This is a genomic window from Myxococcales bacterium (assembly GCA_016720545.1).
Taxonomy (GTDB): Bacteria; Myxococcota_A; Polyangia; order Polyangiales; family Polyangiaceae; genus JAAFHV01.
In genome coordinates this window covers 1-17,805 of record JADKKK010000034.1, presented here as the reverse complement: position 1 = coordinate 17,805, position 17,805 = coordinate 1, and the positions used below count along the sequence as shown (strand labels likewise).

Sequence of the window (17,805 nt, the reverse complement as noted above, 5' to 3'; positions counted from 1 at the left end):
GAGCGGCCTCCCCCGTCGAATGAGGAGCGCGGCGAGCAGGAGGCGACCAGCGGTTCGGCGCTCTATCCGTGGCGGTGGTCGCGGTACATGCGCAGCGCGTGGCGGCCGGCGCGGGTCTCGCGGAGCGCGTCGACCGCACCCCCGAGGCCCGGGGGCAGCTCACTCCGCGACGGTGCCCCCAGCGGGGACCCTGCTCCGGCGGTGAGCTCCGGCGGGAAGAGGAGCGGCCACGAGAGCGCCGCGAACGTGAGGTCGGCCGCCGAGAAGCGGTCCCCTACGAGGTAAGGGCGCTCGCCGAGGTCGCGCGACACCTCGGCGTAGAGCGCGAGCAGCTGCTCCTGGCATCGCACCGCCGCGCGCGGAGAGACCTTGAACGCTCGCCCGAGGGCGGCCCGCAGGGCGCCGTGTCCACGCCGGAGCAGGGCGCGCTCGAGCGGTGACGCCGTGGGCTCGAAGACGCGCACGAAAAGCGCAGGCTCCGGCACGATGAAGCAGTAGGCGAGTCGCCGCACGAGCGGGCCGAGCCTCGTGTCGAACAGGGCCTCGAGCCGCGCCACCTCGCGCCCGTCCTGCCCCTCGGGGTAGAGGCGCGCGTGGGCGGGCGAGCGCTCGTCGGCGAAGCGCAGGATGTCGCGCGACTCACCGAGGCGCACCCCGGGCCCGACCAGCGCCGGCACCGTGCGCGAGCCCACCGCCGCCACGACGTGTGGCCAATGGAGGAGCGGCAGGTGGGCCTCCTCCGTGAACGCCACGCCGGCCCGCTCGAGGGCCCAGCGCGCCTTCTCGCAGTAGTGGCTCGGCCCGATCGTGAGGAGGCGGTAGGTCGTCACGGTCGCGCCGTCACGGTGTCGCGCCAGGCTCGGCGACGGGCGAGCTCTGCGGGAGGCTGCGCGACTCGTACACGACACCCGAGGGGAGCTCCAAGATGGTCAAGAAGCCGCCCTTGCCGCAGCCGGTGTCGATCACCTTCACGCGCTCGCCGACCCACATGTCGAAGGGGTCGTCGGGGGTCCACGACGAGAGCTCGGGGGGCAAGTGCTGGGTCGTCGTGTGGCCGCACACCACCTGCTTGCCGCGGTACTCGGTGAAGAACTTGAGCGTGCGGACCCAGAGGAGCGGGGTCTTGTTCGCGAGCTCGGAGGGGTGCGCGAAGCGGCCCGGCTCACGCTCGGTGAGGCCGGCGTGAACGTAAATCGCGTGCTCGTCTTCGTAGTAGTGCGGCAGGGCCTCGAACCAGGCGATGGTCTCGGGTGGAAAGAAGCCTGCATCCTGCATGCGCTTGATCTCGCGCACCGAAGGGACGTCGCCGTCGAAGTGGAGGGCGTCTTCGTACGAGCGGAGCGTGGCGAGGCACCCGTTGCCGATCGGGATGATGAACTCGGGCCAGCCGCCGTTCTTCACGCGGAGCCAGCCGTCCTCGTGGTTGCCACGCAGCGCGACCACCTTGGCCTCGGTGGTGCGCGGGAGCTCGACGCGCACGAGCTCGACGACCTGCTTCGAGCTCGGCCCCCGATCCACGTAGTCGCCCAGGAAGACTAGCGTGTCGCCGGCGTCGAGCGGGGGGAGCAAGGCGAGCGTGCCACGCAGCGCCTCGACGTCCCCGTGAATGTCGCCCACCGCGAAGGTGCGTCCTGCCATGGGCGCATCGTACACCGGGGCGCGCCACACCACACGAGCGACCGGCGCCGGCGGGGCTGCGCTAGCGCTGGTCCTCAATTTCGTGCGGATCGCGGCTGTAGTGGCGTAGCGTGACTCCGTGCCCCGCGCGCTCCCCCGGACCCTCGGAGAGTGGCTCGAAGCGCCCTTCGCGCTGGCCATGTCCTCCGGGTTCTTCTCCTTCTTCGCGCACACGGGCGTGCTCGGCGCGCTCGTCGCGACAGGGGCCGCCCCGACGCGCGTGTCCGGCTCGAGCGCCGGCGCGCTGGTCACGGGAGCGTACGCGGCGGGCGCCGACCCGGAGCACCTGGAGGAGGAGCTCGCGAGGCTGCGCAGGCAGGACTTCTGGGATCCGCGGCCGGGACTCGGCCTCCTCGCCGGCCGGCTCTTCCACGAGCGGCTCACCGCGCTGCTGCCGGCGCGCACCTTCGAGGCCTGCCGTATCCCGGCGGCGGTCTCGGTCTACGACGTGCGCTCGCGCTCCACCCGCGTTCTCCGCTCTGGCGACCTGCCCCTCGCGATACGTGCATCATGCACAGTTCCGTTTCTCTTTCACCCGGCCTGGCAAGGGCGCCGGCCGCTGCTCGACGGCGGCATCCTCGATCGCCCCGGGCTCCTCGGCATGCCCGCGGGAGAGCGGCTCCTCTTCCACCACATCGTGTCCCGCTCGCCGTGGCGTCGCGCCGGCGACGCCGGCATGCAGGTGCCGACGCGCGACAACATGGTCACGCTGCGGATTCATGGCCTGCCGCGCTCCGGGCCGTTTCGCCTGGACGAGGGGCGGCGCGCCGTGGTCGCCGCGCGCCGGGCTGCGGTCCGCGCGCTGGCGCTGCCGATCGGCCCCGACGGCATCGTGGACGTCGAGGCCTGAGCCCCTCGCAGCGATCTCTTCAGCCCCGGAGCGCCTCCCGCACGACGGCGAAGAAGCGCCCCGGCGTGGCTTCGGCCTCGAGCGCCATGAGCGCCCGCGCCAGGCCGGCCATGTTCTTGTGGTCGGCGAAGTAGGGGAGCTTCGGGAACGCGCGCCAGTTGCCTCGCACCACGGTCTTTTGTGGGTGATCGAAGAGGTGCGTGTTGTGGACGACGCCGGCGCCGGAGACGATGTTCTCCTTCGTGTGGCCGGGGTAGGCGCCCCAGGTCGCGGAGACGAGCCCGTAGATGAGCCCGGGCCAGCAGTTCACGCCGATGCCGCCGTAGCGGAGCTCGCCGAGGGCCTTCTGAAGGGCGGGGCCGTGGCTCTCCTCCGTGGTGGGGTGCACGAGCAGGCAGCACGAGAGCGTGCCCCAGCACTCCTCGTTCACGAAGCGCGTCGCGCGCTCCAGAAAGCGCGAGGGATCGGGGAAGGGATCCCGCGAGAAGCCGTGGTTCGGGTCGTCCTCGGCGAGGTCGAGCGACACCTCGGCGAGCACCCCGCAGAAGGCCTCTTGCGTGAGCGCGTATTCGCCTTTGCGAGCGGGCACGTCGGGGATGACGGTCCACGGCAGCTCGCCCTCGGCGACCTCCGTCGGGCCGAGCGCGCGCGCCCGGGGATACGCCTCCACGAAGCCGCGATGGCGGTCGGCGGCGCCCGGGTAGTACGCGCGCCGGCGCGGGGTGCGCCCGAGCTCTTCGTGGAGCGCGGTGAGGAACGCCTCGCGCTGGAGCCAGCCTCGGGCCATCACGAGCACCTTCGCGGCGTTGCAGTTGAAGCTCGCGTTCTGCGCGACCATCGAGGCCACGTGGCGCGCTTGGTACGCGAGGTCGCTCGCCGACCACGGGCCCGGCACGACGATCACGGGCGTCACGCAGCCGAGCTCGGCGGTGAACGGCTTCGGGTTGCGAGGGGTCCCCGCCGCCTTGTTCCGTGCGCGCTCCTCCGCGTCGCCGCCCCACACGATCGCGTCGTACGTGCGGTCGGAGCCGGTGACGTGGAGGGTGTCCACCAGCGGGTGCGCCGCCGCGTGCGCGCCTACCTCGGCGCCGCCGTACACGATCGCGAAATAGCCGGCGGCGACCAGCGGCTCGAAGGCCTTCTCCATGCGCGGGCCCACGTGCTCGTTCACCGGGTTCATCTTGAGGAGCACCACCTCGTCTTCGACGAAGAGCTTGTAGAGTGCATCCATCGGCGCGATCGAGGACACGTTCCCCGCGCCGAGCACGAGCGCGACGGAGCCGTGGGCGGGCTTTGGCTCGCGGTAGATTCGCCCCTGGCTCGGCGCCTTCCCGGGCTCGATGTACACGTCGGCGGTGATCCCGCCCATCGTGAGCCGATCGAGCGAGGTCGTGGGGAAGACGCGCGCGACGCTCTGGCCCGACGGGAGCGTGTGGACGCGCGCAGGGCGAGGGGCGCCGCCGGCGACGAGCGCCTCGCGGAGCAGGCGGAGGTTTCGCACGGTGACCATAGGGCCGGCGAGCCACTCCTCACCCGCGAGCTGCGAGGCGGGATCGAGCCCCTTCAGCCGCGCGCCGCCGTCGGCCCACGCCTCGGCCACGCCGAGCACGCCCTGCAGCAGCGCGTCGAGGAGCGCGATGCGCTCGGGCACGGTGACGCGCAGCCACGCGTCCTTGCTCGCCGCGAGGCGGGCGAGCGCGGCGTCGACCTCCGCGAGCGGGGTCGGCGGGTGGGGTGGAGGCGGACCCTGCTCCGCCACTGGCGGCGGCGCGGGGCGCGCGGCGGGCACCGGCTCGGTCGCGGCGGTCACGTGAGCCCCACTTGCGCTCGGTCGAGGAAGCCGTCCACCGCCTCGGTGATCAGGCGATTGCCGTCTTGTGTGTAGGATGCAAGTTTCTCCTCGCACGCGGGCAACCGCCCCAGGAACTCGGTCACGCACGTCGGGTCGTCGAGCGAGGCCGTGTGCATCCCGAAGCCTTCGTGCTCGAGGTACCGCGCGTTCAACACCTGCTCGAACTGGCGGTGGAGCGGGACCGCCAGCATCGGCTTACGCAGGTACACGGCCTCGCCCATGAGCGTAAAGCCGCCGCCCGCGATGACGCCGCGCGCGCTCGCGAGGTCGTCGATGAAGCCCTGCTCCGAGAAGGGCCGGAAGCGCAGGTTCCCCTCGACCTCCTCTTCCTTGATGGTGCGGCGAATGCCGTAGATTCGGAACTCGGTGTCGAGCTTGCGGAGCCCTTCCACGAAGCTCTCGTTGCCCTCGGCGGTCTGGTAGACGAGCACGTGGTCGCCCTTCGTGGGCCGCGCGGCGAGGATCTCGGGGCGCAGGATGGGCGGAAAGAGCCGCGTGTGCTCCTTGCGCACGGGCGGCCGGAAGAACGTCGTGATGAAGTACTCGTCGCAGAACGGGAGCTTGCTCTTGATGAAGGCCTTCGTGAGCTGAAACTCCGTCTTGTGCCCCGCGAGCACCGACTCGGGCAGCGTGCATCGGTTGATGATCTGCATGTTGTCGATGCTCAGAATGGGAAGGCGGTGGGTCTTGGCGTAGAGGTACGTCCACGACTCGAAATCGCTGATGACCACCTCCGGCCGGAAGTCCTTGATGAGCTCGAAGTACGCCGCGATGTTGTCGGGCAGGCCGGTGGCGCCGGTGAGCACGTTGCTCCACAGCGTCTTGCCGAGCCGCACGCGGTTCTCCTCGTAGATCATGTGGAGTCCGTGGATCTGGTTGACCCCGTCGAAGCGCTTCGCGAGAAACTCGCTCGCGCGCCCAGAGACCATGATCTCCACCGTGTGCCCCGCGGCGACGAGGTGCTCGAGCATGACCCTCGAGCGCATCGCGTGCCCCATGCCCTCGCCCACAACCCCGTAGAGGATCTTCATGGCCCCGCAGCATACGCGAACGGCGCGGCGACGGCGCATCTGGAGCGAGTCCCTGGGCTACGAGGCGCTGGGCTCGCCGGCGACGGTGGCGCTGCTCCGGCGCTACGATCTCGACGTGCTCGTCGCGGTCACCCCTGACCTCGCCGCGAGCGCCCCCGCCGTGCTCTCGCGACTCGCGGGGGGCGGCGTCCGCGCCGCGATCTGGCCGATGCTCGACGACGCGGCGGGGCGCTGGGCGAGCGCGGCCACGCTCCGCGCCTATCTCGAGTTCGTCGATGGGCTCACCGCCACCCTCGAGCGCGCGCGCGTGGAGGTGGGGGAGGTCGCCTTCGATCTCGAGCCCCCCTTCGCGGCGGCGCGCGCGGCCTCGCACGGAGCGTGGCTCGCGCCGGTGCGGACGGCGCTCGCGCTGCGCCGCGAGTTCGACGCGGCGGCCGTGACCCTGACGTCCCACGTCGCGCGGCTCGGCGAGCGCGCCACGGTGAGCTGCGCGGCCGTGCCGCTCGTGCTCCTCGACGAGGGCCGCCGGCGCCCGCTGTACCAGGCGCTGCTCGGCACCCCGGTGGACGGCGTGCCCTTCGGCAGCGTGAGCGTCATGGCGTACACCACCATCCTCGAGGGGTGGTCGGGCGGCCTGCTCGATCGACGCTCCTCGGTGGGCGTGCTCGCGGAGTGCGCGCGGCTCGCCGGGGCGCGCTATGGCGCGCGCGCGTCGCTCTCCCTCGGCACGGTGGGGACCGGCGCCTTCCACGACGAGCCGGTGTACCGAGCGCCCGCGGAGCTGGCCGAAGACGTGGCGGTCGCGCGCGCCTTCGGCGTCGACGACCTCACCCTGTTCGACCTCGGGGGCGTGCTTCGACGGGGGCCCGCCGAGGCGTGGCTCGCCGCCTTCGTCGAGCCGCTCGACCAGCCTCGCTCGCTGCCGCGTCGCGTCAGGCTGGGCTCGGCCTGCCTGCGCGCGCTCTCCCGCGTGCGATGACGCATATGTCGCCGAATTGCCTACAGTTTTCAGCGAACCCGACTGCCAAGTCGGCGGCCGAGTGCTAGGGTGCCGACGCGCGAAAAGAACGAGCTGGCGCAGGCTCGAATTGGCGCCTCGCTCGTCCATCCGGGTTGTCCCGACGATCGGCCCCTCACCAAAGGCACTCATGCTTCGCTCACTTCGCCCGCTCCGCTCGCCGTCCCGTGGTCCCTCGTCCGCCCGATCGTCGCTGTCTCTTCGCGCGCTCGGCGCGCTCGGCGCGCATGTGGCGCTCGCAGGGCTCGTCGTCGCCTGCGGCGGCGCCCCGGAGGGCTCGGCCACGACGGGAGAGGGGGCTTCGGCCATCATCCGCGGCGAGGCATCGACCGACGCGCAGAACGCCGTCGTGCTGCTCGTCACGCTCGGCGATTCGGGCATCGGTCAGTGCACCGGCACGCTCATCGCGCCGAACCTCGTGCTCACGGCCCGCCACTGCGTCTCCGCCACCCGGGACGAGGGCGTCGCCTGTCGAGACGACGGCACCCCGATCGCCGGCGGCAAAATCACGCGCGACAAGGTCCCTTCCTCCATCTACGTCATCACCGGCCTCGACCGCCCGACCCGCCCCGAGGCGCAGGGTCAGGGCGCGAAGCTGTTCGTGTCGAGCTCGGACAACCTCTGCAACAACGACATCGCGCTCGTGCTGCTCAAGGCGCCCGTCAAGGACGCCATGATCGCGCCCATCCGCCTCGACGCGCCGGCGAATGTCGACGAGACCCTCACCGCCGTCGGGTGGGGCGTGACCGAGAAGACCCCCGAGACCCGGGTGCGCATGCAGCGCACGGGGGTCCCCATCACGGCCGTCGGCAGCAACCAGAAGACCCAGACCGGCCCGAACGAGTTCTCGGTCGGCGAGTCGATCTGCTCCGGCGACAGCGGAGGGCCCGCCTTCTCCGAGACCGGTGGCGGCATCATCGGCGTGGTCTCGCGCGGCGGCAACGGCACGCAGCCCACCTCGAACCCCGCCTCCTCGTGCCTCGGCTCGTACGCGAGCAACATCTACACGGGGCTGAACGGCTTCAGGGACCTCATCCTCGACGCCTTCGCCGAGGCTGGCGCGGAACCCTGGCTCGAGGGGGAGGGCGATCCGCGCCTCGCGAAGGACGGCGAGGCCTGCACCGCGCCGGCGGCGTGCCGCTCCAACGTCTGCCTCGGTGGCAAGTGCACCCCCAGCTGCGCCAAGAAGGCCTGCGCGGCCGGGCTCGTGTGCCAGGAGAGCGGGGGCGCGAAGGCCTGTGTGCCGCCGCCGCCGCCCGGTGGCGAGCCGGGCGCCACGACGACCACCACCACGGGTTGCTCGTCGTCGCCCGCGCCAGGCACCGCGGGGCAGGGGCTCGCGGCGATCGTAGCCGCCTCCGCGCTGGTGGCGGGCGCGCGCCGGCGCCGCCGCACGCCGCGGTGACCAGAGCTCGCGCGCACGGTCCGGCCCGGTCTCGAGCGATCCTCGCGGCGGGTGCGGTGTTCGGGCTCGCGGCTTGCGCGGTCGAGGCGCCCGATCCGGGGCCGCGCGCCGCCCCGGTGAGCGCGGTCGGCGCGGCCATCGTGGGCGGCGCGACTTCGCCGGCGTCCGATGACGCGGTCGTGCTCCTGCGCAACCCGCGAGGGGACTGCACGGCCACTCTGATCGCGCCGAACCTCGTCGTGACCGCGCGCCACTGCGTCTCCGCCTCCAACCGCGCGATGACGTGCGACGAGCGCGGCGCGACCCTCGCCGGAGGGCAGGCCGGCGTCGACTACGACCCTGGCAAGCTCGCGGTGTACGTGGGCGCGACGCTCGCGCGAGCCGGCGCGCTGCCGCCTGCGGCGCTGGGGCGTCAGATCGTTCACGATGGCTCCCTGACCCTGTGCGACCACGACGTCGCCTTCGTCGTGCTCGACGAGTCGCTCGCGCCCGCGCCCGCGCCGCTGCGTCTGACGGCCCCGCCGAGGGTGGGCGAGGCCTTCCGCGCGGTCGGTTGGGGCCTCGCGGGCGACGCCATGCCGCCCACCACGCGGGCGTCGCGCGGCGGCGTCTCGGTGCGCGCCGTCGGGCCGGACAGGGTCAGCACGGCGGGACCGGCGGAGCTCGCGGCGACAGAGGGCGCGTGCGACGGCGACAGCGGCAGCCCCGCCCTTGCCGAGGCCGACGGCGCGCTGCTCGGGGTCGTCACCCGCGGAGGGAGCCCCCGGGCCGCGAAGCTCACACCCCCCGAGGCCTGCCGAGGCGACGATATCGTGAACATTTACGTATCGTTGGCCGCGCACTTCACCACCGTGCAGGCGGCGTTTCGGGCCGCGGGACAGCCCGTCCCCGCGGGGCCGCCGGGTGCGCTCGCGTCTGCTTGCGAAGGGGGACAGTGCACGCCGCCCGTCGCGCCGCCGACGTCGTGCGCGGTGGCCGCGCCGGGTCTCCCCACGGGGCCGGCCCTCGCGAGCGGCTTCGCGGTCGCCCTCGTGGTGGGCGCGCGGCGGCGAATCCGGCGCAACCCGACTTCGGGATGACGCCGGTCACGGGCGCGTGCCGGTCAGGGGCTCAGGGGTTGTAGAGCCACTTCGGACCGCTGCAGAGCGGGCTCGTGGCGCTGCACGCGACGATGTCGCCCTTGGTCTTGAAGCCCTCGAGGAGGGCCGTCTGCAGCGCCGCGTTGTTGTTGCAGACGTGGTAGTCGGCGAGGGTCTTCTGGGTGCCCTTGGCCACCTCCGCCATCGCCTGATCGAGGGTGGAGCCGAGGTCGCCACCGTCGAACGTGCAGGTCGGCACGATCGCGATCGCCTTCTCGAAGTCGCTCGCTTTGAGCGCGGCGACGAGCGCGGCCTTGCCGCCGGCGGCCGTGCACGCGAGCTTCGTGTTGTTCTCGATGGTCTTGACCACGTCGGCGAGCAGCTGGTTGCCGACGTCGCCCTTCAGCTTGTCCATGCTGAGGAACTTGTCGGGGTTGCAGCCGCACGTCTTGTACGCGTCGAGGAGCCGGAGCATGGCGTCCTTCGAGCCCCTGACCGTCTCGCGCTTCACCTCGACGAGGAACACCTTCCCGTTCTTGTCGACGGCGCCGGGCTCGGTGCCGTAGTTCGCCTGGAACGCCCCGCCGATCTTCTGGCGTCCGGCGGCCTTCGTGGTGCAGTACGCGTCGAGCGTGGTCGTCGTGTGGGGCGGCCACGCCGGGGAGGTGCGCCCCGCGGTCTCCTTGTACGCGTCCTTCTGGAGCCACACGAAGGTGGCCTCGCAGTTCGAGCCGCGGACCGCGTCTTCGGAGTCGACGGTGGGCTCGTCGGCCGGGAGCTCGGCCGCGCACGCGGTGCACAGAGCCGCGAGCGCGGCGAGCGCGACGGAGGCGAGCGCGAGACGGGCGAGGGCGAGCGGGCGGTGCGGGCGCGGAGCTGTGAGCATGGGGCGAGTATTCTCTCGCGGCGCCGTCGTGTCGACCGGAAGTTCATGGCCACACCTCCGCCGCGCGATCGACCTTGGTTCGCGCCCTTGGGGCTCACTTCAGGTTCGCGGTGAGCGACGCCGCGCCGCGTCAGGCAGCGCGGGCCGAGAGCGCGACTTCCCACGCCCGTCGCGCGGGGAGCCCCAGCCGCTCCAGGCCCGGCACCGTGATCTGCTCGATGGTCTCGACGAACACCTGAAAGGTCGCCGGGCCCGCCGGTGCCCCGAGAGACTGCGCTGCGCGCGAGGCCTCGGGGTGGCCCAGGAACGGCGCGAAGCTGTCCACCCTCTCGCGGAGCGCGCACGCCAAGTAGGCCCCGAGCCGGGTCCGCGCGCGCGGCGTGAGCGACGGCGTGGCGACCTCGAGCAGACGCCACCCGAAGCGCGCGTGGCCCACCTCGTCGGCCAGGATCGCGGCGAGCTCGGCCTCGAGCTCGGGGGTCGCGGCCAGCTCGCGCTCGCTGCCGACCAGCGCCACCGCGACAGTCTCGCTGATGCAGCTCACGTCGAGCACGTTGCGGAGGAGCGCCTCCAGCGGGCTGGCGTCGGCGTGCGTGGGGACCTCCGGGAGCGCAGGCAGCGCGCACTCCGCGAGGGCGCCCGCTCCGCCGAGGGCCACGACCACGCGCGCGCAGCGAACGGCGTGGTCGAGCTCCTCGGCCGCCATCTCGGTCAGGGCGTGCACGGAGTCGGCGTCGAGCCCGGCCGCCATGGCCTGCGGCACGAGGGCGGCGAACACCCGCGCCGACGCGTACTCGCTGCCGACGCGCGCGCGCCAGCTCTCGAGCACCGCGCGCCGCTCTCGCTCCGAGAGGCCCAGCTCGGGCAGCGTGAGCGCGGCACGGCGTGCGATCGCGGCGTGGAGCGAGAGGGTGGGCGCGCCCGAGGGCCCTCGCGAGAGGGAAGGGGACGAAGCGCGTCCGCGTGGCTCGCCGGGGCTCACGCGACCTCCGCGAGGAACAGCGCGAACAGCGCCGCGTCGACCGAGGGCGGCGCGGCCGGACCCCAGCTCGGCACGCAATTGCCGGCCCCGCTCCGGAGTCGGAGCGCATCCGCCGCGCGCTCGGCGGGCGAGCCCGCGTGCGCCGAGCCGTCCGGCGCGGGATCGGCGGGCTCAGCGCGGGCGAGGGACGCGCCGGCGCCGAGGAGCGAGAGGGCGCAGGCGATCTGGGCCGCCATGCGCAGGCCGCGGCGCTGCTCTGGGGAGAGGGTCGGCGCGGCGTGCGCTCGTCTCACGCCGGCGGTGGAGGGGGTGGTCGTGGGGATCGAGTCGAGGGAGGGGGCGTGGGGTGCGTTGGACATGGGGCTCCTTTGGGGTTCGAGGGTGACGCACCGACGTTCGCAAGCGGTGTGCCAGTGGTTGATTGGTTCAATCACTTGATGGATCAGCAATTGCTTCACCGAGCCCCCATGACCCTGTCCCCGTGGCTCCTCTGTCAGCTCGCGGCGCTCTCCGCGGCCGCGTGGCTCTTTTTCCGCACGACCCGCGAGCTCCCACGCGCGCCGCAGGCCGCCCTGCGTTGGGCCCTGGTCCGTGCCCTGCCGTTCACGGTGGTCGGCGCGCTCTGCGTTGACTACGCGCTCCGCGTCCTCGGCTACGCGCTCGCGGGGGCGCGTGGCCCGCTCCCGACCTTCGGTGGAATCATGGCGTACGGCGCGCTGCTCGGTCTCGGCGGCGCGTACGCCGTCTTCACCCGCGCCGCGCGACTCGACGTCTACGCGGCGCTCGACCGCCTCACGGGGCCGCTCGCGTTGCTCGTGGGGGTCGGCCGACTCGGGTGCTTCATGGCGGGCTGCGAGCACGGGGCTCCCACCACGGCGCCATGGGGCGTGCGCTACCCGGCGAGCCACCCGCACTTCGCCGATCTCGTGCGCGCGGGCCTCGCCGACGCTAGCGCGGCGACGTCGCAGCCGCTGCACCCGGCCACGCTGTACGAGGCCGCGTTCGCGATGGCGGCGTGCGGGCTCTCCCTCGTCCTGCTCCGTCGGTCGTCGACGAAGCCCGGGGGGGTGTTCTTCGCGGGCACGCTGGTCTACGCGAGTGGGCGCTTCGTGAGCGAGGCGTTCCGCGGCGATCTCTCCGGCGGCGACCACGGCGCCCTCACGACTGGCCAAGCGATGAGCCTGTTCGCGATCGGGCTCGCCGTCTCGCTCGCGCTACGTGCCAACGAAGCGACGGGCACCGTCGTCGTCGAGCCCACGAAGCGCTGAGCCGTCGCGCGGGTCGGGCGAGCTCGCGTCAGCTCGCGCCGAGCTTCTCGAGCAGCCGATCGAGCGCGTCGAGGTCGGCGTAGGGGATCACCACCTCGCCCTTGTTCCCCGTGTCGCGCACGAGCACACGGGCGCCGAGCGAACGCGACAGGCGCGCCTCGAGATCGCGAACGGACGCGGTCTTCTCGGCCGGCGGCGCGCCCTTCGCCTTGTTCTTCTGGGCCTCGCGCTTGTCGCGCGCCGTGCGGACGAGCGCCTCGGTCGCGCGCACGCTGAGCCGGCCGCGCAGCACCTTCTGGGCGAGCTCGGCGAGCTCTTTCGGGTCCTCGGCGCCGAGCAGCGCGCGGCCGTGGCCCTCGCTGAGCTCACCTTGCACGATCTTCTCGCGCACCTCGGCCGGGAGCCGCAGGAGCCGGAGGGAGTTCGTGATGGTCGTGCGGTTCTTGCCGAGCCGCTCGCCCAGCGACTCCTGGGTGTACCCGTGCTCTTTCACGAGGCGGTCGAGGGCTTCGGCGAGCTCCACGGGGTTCAAATCCTCGCGCTGCACGTTCTCGATGATGGCGAGCTCGAACGCCGCCTTCGGCGAGACGTCCTTCACGACCACCAACACCTCGAGCAGGCCGGCCCGCTGGCTCGCCCGGAAGCGGCGTTCGCCCGCGATGATCTCGAAGACGCCCTCGACCCCCAGCGGGCCGGGTGCTCGCCGTACGGCGAGCGGCTCGATGAGCCCGTGCTCGCGGATCGACGCCGCGAGCTCGTCGAGCTTCTCGGTGTCGAAGTGGCGGCGAGGCTGCCCGCGCTGGGGCACGAGCTTGTCGATGGCGCACGAGAACACGCTCTTGTCGCCGTAGGCCGCCGTGACCTTCTGCGGCGCCTGCGCGGCAGGGAGCAGCGCGTCCAGGCCGCGTCCGAGAGCGCGTCGCTTGTCGCTCATGGTCACGCGCTCCGGCCGGTGGCGGCGTGTCGATCGAGCAGCTCTCGGGCGAGGGCGAGGTAGCCCTGAGAGCCCTTCGACGCGGCGTCGTAGAGCAGCGCAGGCTTGCCGTGGGACGGCGCCTCCGAGAGGCGAATGTTGCGCGGGATGACGGCGTCGAACACGAAGAAGTGCTTCTTCACCTCGTCGGCGACCTGGTGGGCGAGGTTGTTGCGTGGGTCGAACATGGTGAGGACGATGCCCTCGACCGTCAGCTCCGCGTTGATGCCGTTCTTCAGCCGATCGAGCGTCGCCATGAGGTGCGTGAGCCCCTCGAGCGCGTAGTACTCGCACTGAAGCGGCACGAGCACGCTGGTCGCCGCCGCGAGCGCGTTGACCGTGAGCAGGCCGAGCGAAGGCGGGCAGTCGACGAGGATGTAGTCGTACTCGGCGAGCGCGGGCGCGAGCGCCGCGCGCAGCTTGTGGGCGCGGTCGGGCGCGTCGACGAGCTCGATCTCGGCGGCCACGAGGTCTTGGGTGGCCGGCGCGACCCACAGGTGCGGCACCTCCGTGGCGATCGCGATCTCGGCGAGCGTGCAGCGGCCGATCAGCGCGTCGTATACGGTGGCCTCGCGGGTGCCGGCGCGGACGCCCACGCCCGAGCTCGCGTTCCCCTGGGGATCGAGGTCGAGCAGCAGGGTCTTGGCCTCGGCCGCCGCGAGGGAGGCGGCGAGGTTCACCGAGGTGGTCGTCTTGCCGACGCCGCCCTTCTGGTTGACGACGGCCACGACGCGCGCGCGCTTTGCGCCTGCGCCCGCGCCGAACCGCTTCGTTGTCGCGCTGGGGGTCGCCGCTCTTGCCGCCATGGTGCGCGTCCTCTCTATCGTCTCCGAGGGGCGCACCGCAAGGAGCGCCGCCCTCCGAGTCGCTCTTGGGAAATGCAATCGCTTTTTTTGGGACCCGCGGGGCTCTGGTGTACGGTGTGCGCAGATGTAGGGAAACGTGGGGTTGACAGACGGCCCCCAAGCCAATCCGCCATGAAAACCTCCCTCCCACGCGCGCTCCGCCTGCCCCTCACCGTCGCCCTCGCTCCCGAAGGACCTCTCCACGAAGATCCGGCCGTGGGTCGCATCTTGCGGTCGTTCTTCGTGCCGAGCCGACCCCGCCTGCACCCCGCCGACGTGGTGGTGCTCGCCCAACGCCGCGGCCGCTCGCGCTGACCCGCGCGCTGCGTCTCCATCTCCACTTCTTCCGCACCCGCCCTTCACTTCTCGCGCGGCGTCTGTCCGCGCGTCCACTCGCACCCCTTCTCTCAGGAGTCCACCATGGCCGTTCCGAAGCACTACCGTTCGATCGAGGAGTTTCACCGCGAGGAGCTCCGCCCGAGCTTCCGCGTCGGCCTCAGCTACGAGGACCTGATGCAGGAGACCACCTTCGAGAGCTCCGACATGCTCTTCGACGACACGCACGACGAGTACGACCCCTCGATGATGGAGTGCGAAGACGACTGAGCGACGACGAACGAGGGAAGACGACGAACGAGCGAAGATGACGAGCCTGAGCGGCTCCTGCCGTCGCTTGACTTGGTGCTTGACTTGGTCCCCTCCCGGACCCTCCGCCCCCGGCCGACGCCTCTCGGTCCGGGGGCACTTCTTTTGTCCCGGTCGGGGCTCCGCGCGCCGCGGCGTGCTAGCGTCGCGCTCGTGAGCGGCAACGGCGACACAGACACGCGTGAAGCCCCGCGCGACGGGGCTCGCGAGGCGGCGCGCGCGCCGTCGAACGTCCTATGGCGCGAGGCGGCCACGGTCGGGGCCGTGCTCGCGGTCTTCGGGTTCTGCGCGATGCACTTCTTCCTGGGCGAGCGGGTCGAGAAGTCGCTCATCATCGGCCTCGCGGGCGGGGCCGTCGGGTCGTTTCGGTTCGTGACGCGTGCGGTCCGCGGGCGGCGCTGAGCGAGGACCCGCGTGGATCTGCTCCTCGACGAGGCCGCGCTCCTCAAGCTGCCGAGCCTGCGCCCGCGCGACTGCGACTACGTCGCGCTCGACGTGACCTCGGCCCGCGGTCTCTTCCTTTTCCTCTCGCAGGTCTCGCCGGTCGCCTGCCTCCTCGCTGCGAGCGTCGCGGGGCCGGCCCTCCGCGAGGCGCTCGTGGCCCGGCTCGGCGGCGGCGCAGAGGCGGAGGCGTGCTGCGCGTTCCTCTCCGGGGGGTGGCTGCCGAGCGGCGCGGTGCCCCACGTGGGCGAGCCGCTCGTCACGTGGCTCGACGAGATCGCCTTGGGCGCGCCGGGCGACCCCGTCGCCTACGGGAAGACCCCGTCGCGGGCCACGAAGCTCGCGAGGCTGCTCCGCGCCCGGGCCGGGGCCTACCCGCGGCGGCGCGTGCTCGAGGCGGCGCGCCGCGCGTACGAGGGCCCGTACAACGCGCACGACGCGGTGGCGTGCGCCTTCGTCGGGGTTCCGGGGGAGGCGCTTCGCGTCGCGGGCGAGCTCGTGGCCAGTCGCGAGAAGAGCACGAGCATTCGCCGGGCGACCGCGGAGGTCGTGCTCTGGGCGACGCGGGCGGGCTACGCCCCGCGAACGGTGCTCGTCGTGCCGCTCGCGCGGGGCAGCGCGCCGGTCGCGCGGGGCAGCGCGCCGGTCGCGCGGGGCAGCGCGCCGCCTGCGCCGGTCGCGCTCGAGTCGGCCGATCTCCTGCCCGCGGACGAGGACCCCGGCGCGGTGGCCCGTGCCTCGGCCCGCCCAAAAAGTGGAGCGGAGGGGTGAGAGGCACTTGACGCCGAAGCGACAAAACGTATGGTGCCGGTCCCCTCATGCAAGTCACCGTCTCGCGAATCTCGCAGGTCCTCCTCGAACTCCAAGTCGATATCCCCGCTGACAAGGTGAAAGCCGAAGTCGAGCGCGTGTACTCGAGCCTCTCCAAGAAGGCGCACGTCAAGGGATACCGCCCAGGCAAGGCGCCTCGGCCGGTGTTGAAGACGCTCTACGGCGCTCAGGTGGAGAACGACGTCGCGAACAACCTCGTGAACGCGAACCTCCCGGTCGCGCTCTCCGAGAAGAACGTCACGCCGATCAGCCAGCCGCAGGTCACCGACGCGAGCCGCGTGAGCGGCGACGCGCCGTTCACCTTCAAGGCCCGCATGGAAGTGCAGCCCGAGCTCGACGAGGTGAAGTACGAGGGCTTCCAGCTCTACCGCCCCAAGGTGGAGGTCGCGGACGCCGAGGTTGACGCCCAGATCGAGGGCCTCCGCGTGCGCCACGCCGCGTTCAAGACCCCCGAGCCGGCGCGCCCCGCCGCCGCAGGCGACGTCGTGACGATCGACTTCACGCTCTCGCTCGACGGCAAGCCCGTTACGGACGGTGGCGGCGAGGGCGTGCAGCTCGAGCTCGGCGCCGGGCAAGCGCTGCCCGAGCTCGACGCGGCGCTCGTGGGCAAGTCGGTCGGCGACTCGCTCGACGTCGACGCCGCCTTCCAGCCGAACCACCCCCGCAAGGACTTCCAGGGCAAGACCGGGAAATTCTCTGTGAAAGTGACCGACGTGAAGGAGCGCCAGCTCCCCGAGGTCGACGACGAGTTCGCCAAAGACGTCGGCAACTTCGGCACCGTGGTCGAGCTCCGCGCCGACATCCACACGCGCCTCGAGAAGCTCGCGAAGGAGCGCAGCGAGACCGCGGTCGCGGAGCAGATCGTCGCCAAGCTGAACGAGCTGAACCCGTGCGAGGTGCCCCCGTCGCTCGTGCTCCAGCAGGCGCAGATGCTCCAGCAGGAGCTCGCGGCGCAGGCTCGCCGGCTCGGTCAGCGCTTCACGCAGGCCCAGGCCGAGGAGCTCGGTCGCGCGGTCCTCGCCGACGCCGAGCGCAAGGTGCGCGCCGGCCTCATCATGGCGGGCATCGCCCGGAAGAACCAGTTCCAGGTCACCGCGGAGGACATGGAGAAGGGCTACGCCGAGCTCGCCGAAGAGACCGGGAAGAACGTCGCCAAGCTGCGCGTCGAGTACCGCGAGAAGGCGAAGCAGGACATCCTCGTCGGCATGATCCTCGAGGACAAGATCCTGGACTTTATCGAGAGCAAGTCCAACATTGTCGACGGCGATCCCCCGGCGCCCGAAGCCGAGGCCAAGGCGGAAGAGCCGAAGGCCGAAGAGCCGGACGCGAAGTAGGAAGCCCCGACCACCCACGACTGAACCAAGGCCCGCGCAGGACACTCCTCCCGGGCCTTCTCGTTTCGAGCGCGCGAAAGGCCCTGTCCGACCCATGACGAAGCGTCCAGAGAACCGCACCCAGGCGATCCAGTACCTCGAGTCCAACGGCGCCGAGCTCGAGCGCGCCCGCGCCTTTACGCCGTATGTCGTCGAGACGACCCACCGCGGCGAGCGCAGCTGGGACATCTTCAGCCGCCTGTTGAAGGACCGCATCATCTTCCTCGGCACGCCGATCGACGACGATGTGGCGAACGCGGTGGTCGCGCAGCTCCTCTTCCTCGAGAGCGAAGACCCGGACAAGGAGATCATGATCTACATCAACTCGCCTGGCGGGGTGGTGTACAGCGGGCTCGCGATCTTCGACACCATGCAGTACGTGCGCTGCCCCGTGTCCACGGCGTGCATCGGAATGGCCGCTTCGATGGGCGCGGTGCTGCTCGCGGCGGGGCAGAAGGGCAGCCGCTCTGCGCTCCCCAACGCGCGCATCATGATCCACCAGCCGCATGGCGGCGCGCGCGGTCAGGTCACCGACATCGAGATTCAGGCGCGCGAGGTGAAGCTCCTGAAGGACAATTACTGACATCCTCGCGAACGCGACCGGCGAGTAACCGAGCAGACAGCACGCTGGCGACATCGAGCGCGACTT

General features: G+C 72.0%; 20 protein-coding genes. 11 read left to right on the top strand and 9 right to left on the bottom strand.

The window, feature by feature from the left end; genetic code table 11:
* Positions 1–62 precede the first annotated feature (62 nt).
* Together IPQ09_26790 and IPQ09_26785 are read right to left on the bottom strand one after the other, a co-directional pair.
* Positions 63–830: a glutathione S-transferase family protein gene (locus tag IPQ09_26790; protein ID MBL0197755.1), complete on the bottom strand. Its 768-nt coding sequence runs from the start codon at positions 828–830 to the stop codon at positions 63–65.
* A gap of 10 nt (positions 831–840) precedes the next feature.
* Entirely contained in the window at positions 841–1,638 is a 798-nt protein-coding gene (locus IPQ09_26785) for a metallophosphoesterase (GenBank protein MBL0197754.1), read from the bottom strand.
* Between the two features lie 178 nt (positions 1,639–1,816).
* Between IPQ09_26785 and IPQ09_26780 the strand changes: the two genes are divergently transcribed.
* Positions 1,817–2,527, top strand: coding sequence for a patatin-like phospholipase family protein (locus IPQ09_26780; protein MBL0197753.1), 711 nt, complete (start codon positions 1,817–1,819; stop codon positions 2,525–2,527).
* Positions 2,528–2,546: 19 nt separating this feature from the next.
* Here the strand turns inward: IPQ09_26780 and IPQ09_26775 are convergent, their stop codons facing one another.
* Both IPQ09_26775 and IPQ09_26770 read right to left on the bottom strand, forming a co-directional pair.
* Positions 2,547–4,286, bottom strand: coding sequence for an aldehyde dehydrogenase (locus IPQ09_26775; protein MBL0197752.1), 1,740 nt, complete (start codon positions 4,284–4,286; stop codon positions 2,547–2,549).
* Positions 4,287–4,333: 47 nt separating this feature from the next.
* Positions 4,334–5,410 carry a teichoic acid biosynthesis protein gene (locus tag IPQ09_26770; protein MBL0197751.1) on the bottom strand — a complete coding sequence of 359 codons (1,077 nt, stop codon included), beginning with the start codon at positions 5,408–5,410 and terminating at the stop codon, positions 4,334–4,336.
* Between IPQ09_26770 and IPQ09_26765 the strand changes: the two genes are divergently transcribed.
* The 3 genes from IPQ09_26765 to IPQ09_26755 all read left to right on the top strand — a co-directional run bounded on the left by IPQ09_26765 (position 5,409) and on the right by IPQ09_26755 (position 8,912).
* A complete protein-coding gene (locus tag IPQ09_26765) occupies positions 5,409–6,389 on the top strand; it encodes a hypothetical protein (protein ID MBL0197750.1) in 981 nt (326 codons plus the stop codon). The genes IPQ09_26770 and IPQ09_26765 overlap by 2 nt on opposite strands.
* A 169-nt stretch (positions 6,390–6,558) precedes the next feature.
* On the top strand, positions 6,559–7,833 hold the full coding sequence (locus IPQ09_26760; protein ID MBL0197749.1) for a trypsin-like serine protease: 1,275 nt from the start codon (positions 6,559–6,561) through the stop codon (positions 7,831–7,833).
* Positions 7,834–7,889: 56 nt separating this feature from the next.
* Positions 7,890–8,912, top strand: a complete 1,023-nt coding sequence (locus IPQ09_26755; protein MBL0197748.1) for a trypsin-like serine protease — start codon at positions 7,890–7,892, stop codon at positions 8,910–8,912.
* A 31-nt stretch (positions 8,913–8,943) separates the two neighbouring features.
* On the opposite strand, the gene IPQ09_26750 is transcribed toward IPQ09_26755, so the two are convergent.
* From IPQ09_26750 to IPQ09_26740, 3 genes are all read right to left on the bottom strand, one after another.
* On the bottom strand, positions 8,944–9,798 hold the full coding sequence (locus tag IPQ09_26750; GenBank protein ID MBL0197747.1) for a hypothetical protein: 855 nt from the start codon (positions 9,796–9,798) through the stop codon (positions 8,944–8,946).
* 130 nt (positions 9,799–9,928) lie between these two features.
* The gene (locus IPQ09_26745; GenBank protein MBL0197746.1) at positions 9,929–10,780 is read right to left on the bottom strand and encodes a ferritin-like domain-containing protein; all 852 of its coding nucleotides are present in this window, start codon (positions 10,778–10,780) and stop codon (positions 9,929–9,931) included.
* The gene (locus tag IPQ09_26740) at positions 10,777–11,139 is read right to left on the bottom strand and encodes a hypothetical protein (GenBank protein ID MBL0197745.1); all 363 of its coding nucleotides are present in this window, start codon (positions 11,137–11,139) and stop codon (positions 10,777–10,779) included. The genes IPQ09_26745 and IPQ09_26740 overlap by 4 nt, the downstream gene beginning before the upstream one ends.
* Positions 11,140–11,247: 108 nt before the next feature.
* On the opposite strand from IPQ09_26740, the gene IPQ09_26735 reads away from it, so the two are divergent.
* On the top strand, positions 11,248–12,048 hold the full coding sequence (locus IPQ09_26735) for a prolipoprotein diacylglyceryl transferase (GenBank protein ID MBL0197744.1): 801 nt from the start codon (positions 11,248–11,250) through the stop codon (positions 12,046–12,048).
* 28 nt (positions 12,049–12,076) lie between these two features.
* On the opposite strand, the gene IPQ09_26730 is transcribed toward IPQ09_26735, so the two are convergent.
* Positions 12,077–12,982 (bottom strand): ParB/RepB/Spo0J family partition protein, encoded by a 906-nt coding sequence (locus IPQ09_26730; GenBank protein MBL0197743.1) that lies wholly within the window; start codon positions 12,980–12,982, stop codon positions 12,077–12,079.
* A 2-nt stretch (positions 12,983–12,984) separates the two neighbouring features.
* Positions 12,985–13,827, bottom strand: coding sequence for a ParA family protein (locus IPQ09_26725; protein ID MBL0197742.1), 843 nt, complete (start codon positions 13,825–13,827; stop codon positions 12,985–12,987).
* 171 nt (positions 13,828–13,998) lie between these two features.
* On the opposite strand from IPQ09_26725, the gene IPQ09_26720 reads away from it, so the two are divergent.
* The 6 genes from IPQ09_26720 (at position 13,999) to IPQ09_26695 (ending at position 17,739) form a co-directional block, all read left to right on the top strand.
* Positions 13,999–14,181, top strand: a complete 183-nt coding sequence (locus IPQ09_26720) for a hypothetical protein (protein ID MBL0197741.1) — start codon at positions 13,999–14,001, stop codon at positions 14,179–14,181.
* Positions 14,182–14,286: 105 nt separating this feature from the next.
* Positions 14,287–14,472, top strand: coding sequence for a transcriptional regulator (locus IPQ09_26715; protein MBL0197740.1), 186 nt, complete (start codon positions 14,287–14,289; stop codon positions 14,470–14,472).
* Between the two features lie 192 nt (positions 14,473–14,664).
* Entirely contained in the window at positions 14,665–14,913 is a 249-nt protein-coding gene (locus IPQ09_26710) for a hypothetical protein (protein MBL0197739.1), read from the top strand.
* Between the two features lie 12 nt (positions 14,914–14,925).
* Positions 14,926–15,723, top strand: a complete 798-nt coding sequence (locus IPQ09_26705) for a hypothetical protein (GenBank protein MBL0197738.1) — start codon at positions 14,926–14,928, stop codon at positions 15,721–15,723.
* Between the two features lie 47 nt (positions 15,724–15,770).
* Positions 15,771–17,117: a trigger factor gene (tig, locus tag IPQ09_26700; protein ID MBL0197737.1), complete on the top strand. Its 1,347-nt coding sequence runs from the start codon at positions 15,771–15,773 to the stop codon at positions 17,115–17,117.
* A 94-nt stretch (positions 17,118–17,211) separates the two neighbouring features.
* A complete protein-coding gene (locus IPQ09_26695) occupies positions 17,212–17,739 on the top strand; it encodes an ATP-dependent Clp protease proteolytic subunit (GenBank protein ID MBL0197736.1) in 528 nt (175 codons plus the stop codon).
* The last annotated feature ends 66 nt before the right edge of the window (positions 17,740–17,805 follow it).

Bases quoted from the DNA above. Each gene is read 5' to 3' on its own strand.
- IPQ09_26785 (MBL0197754.1), bottom strand. From the start codon at position 1,638: ATGGCAGGACGCACCTTCGCGGTGGGCGACATTCACGGGGACGTCGAG.
- IPQ09_26780 (MBL0197753.1), top strand. From the start codon at position 1,817: ATGTCCTCCGGGTTCTTCTCCTTCTTCGCGCACACGGGCGTGCTCGGC.
- IPQ09_26765 (MBL0197750.1), top strand. From the start codon at position 5,409: ATGGCCCCGCAGCATACGCGAACGGCGCGGCGACGGCGCATCTGGAGC.
- IPQ09_26770 (MBL0197751.1), bottom strand. From the start codon at position 5,410: ATGAAGATCCTCTACGGGGTTGTGGGCGAGGGCATGGGGCACGCGATG.
- IPQ09_26760 (MBL0197749.1), top strand. From the start codon at position 6,559: ATGCTTCGCTCACTTCGCCCGCTCCGCTCGCCGTCCCGTGGTCCCTCG.
- IPQ09_26750 (MBL0197747.1), bottom strand. From the start codon at position 9,798: ATGCTCACAGCTCCGCGCCCGCACCGCCCGCTCGCCCTCGCCCGTCTC.
- IPQ09_26740 (MBL0197745.1), bottom strand. From the start codon at position 11,139: ATGTCCAACGCACCCCACGCCCCCTCCCTCGACTCGATCCCCACGACC.
- IPQ09_26735 (MBL0197744.1), top strand. From the start codon at position 11,248: ATGACCCTGTCCCCGTGGCTCCTCTGTCAGCTCGCGGCGCTCTCCGCG.
- IPQ09_26730 (MBL0197743.1), bottom strand. From the start codon at position 12,982: ATGAGCGACAAGCGACGCGCTCTCGGACGCGGCCTGGACGCGCTGCTC.
- IPQ09_26725 (MBL0197742.1), bottom strand. From the start codon at position 13,827: ATGGCGGCAAGAGCGGCGACCCCCAGCGCGACAACGAAGCGGTTCGGC.
- IPQ09_26720 (MBL0197741.1), top strand. From the start codon at position 13,999: ATGAAAACCTCCCTCCCACGCGCGCTCCGCCTGCCCCTCACCGTCGCC.
- IPQ09_26715 (MBL0197740.1), top strand. From the start codon at position 14,287: ATGGCCGTTCCGAAGCACTACCGTTCGATCGAGGAGTTTCACCGCGAG.
- tig (MBL0197737.1), top strand. From the start codon at position 15,771: ATGCAAGTCACCGTCTCGCGAATCTCGCAGGTCCTCCTCGAACTCCAA.
- IPQ09_26695 (MBL0197736.1), top strand. From the start codon at position 17,212: ATGACGAAGCGTCCAGAGAACCGCACCCAGGCGATCCAGTACCTCGAG.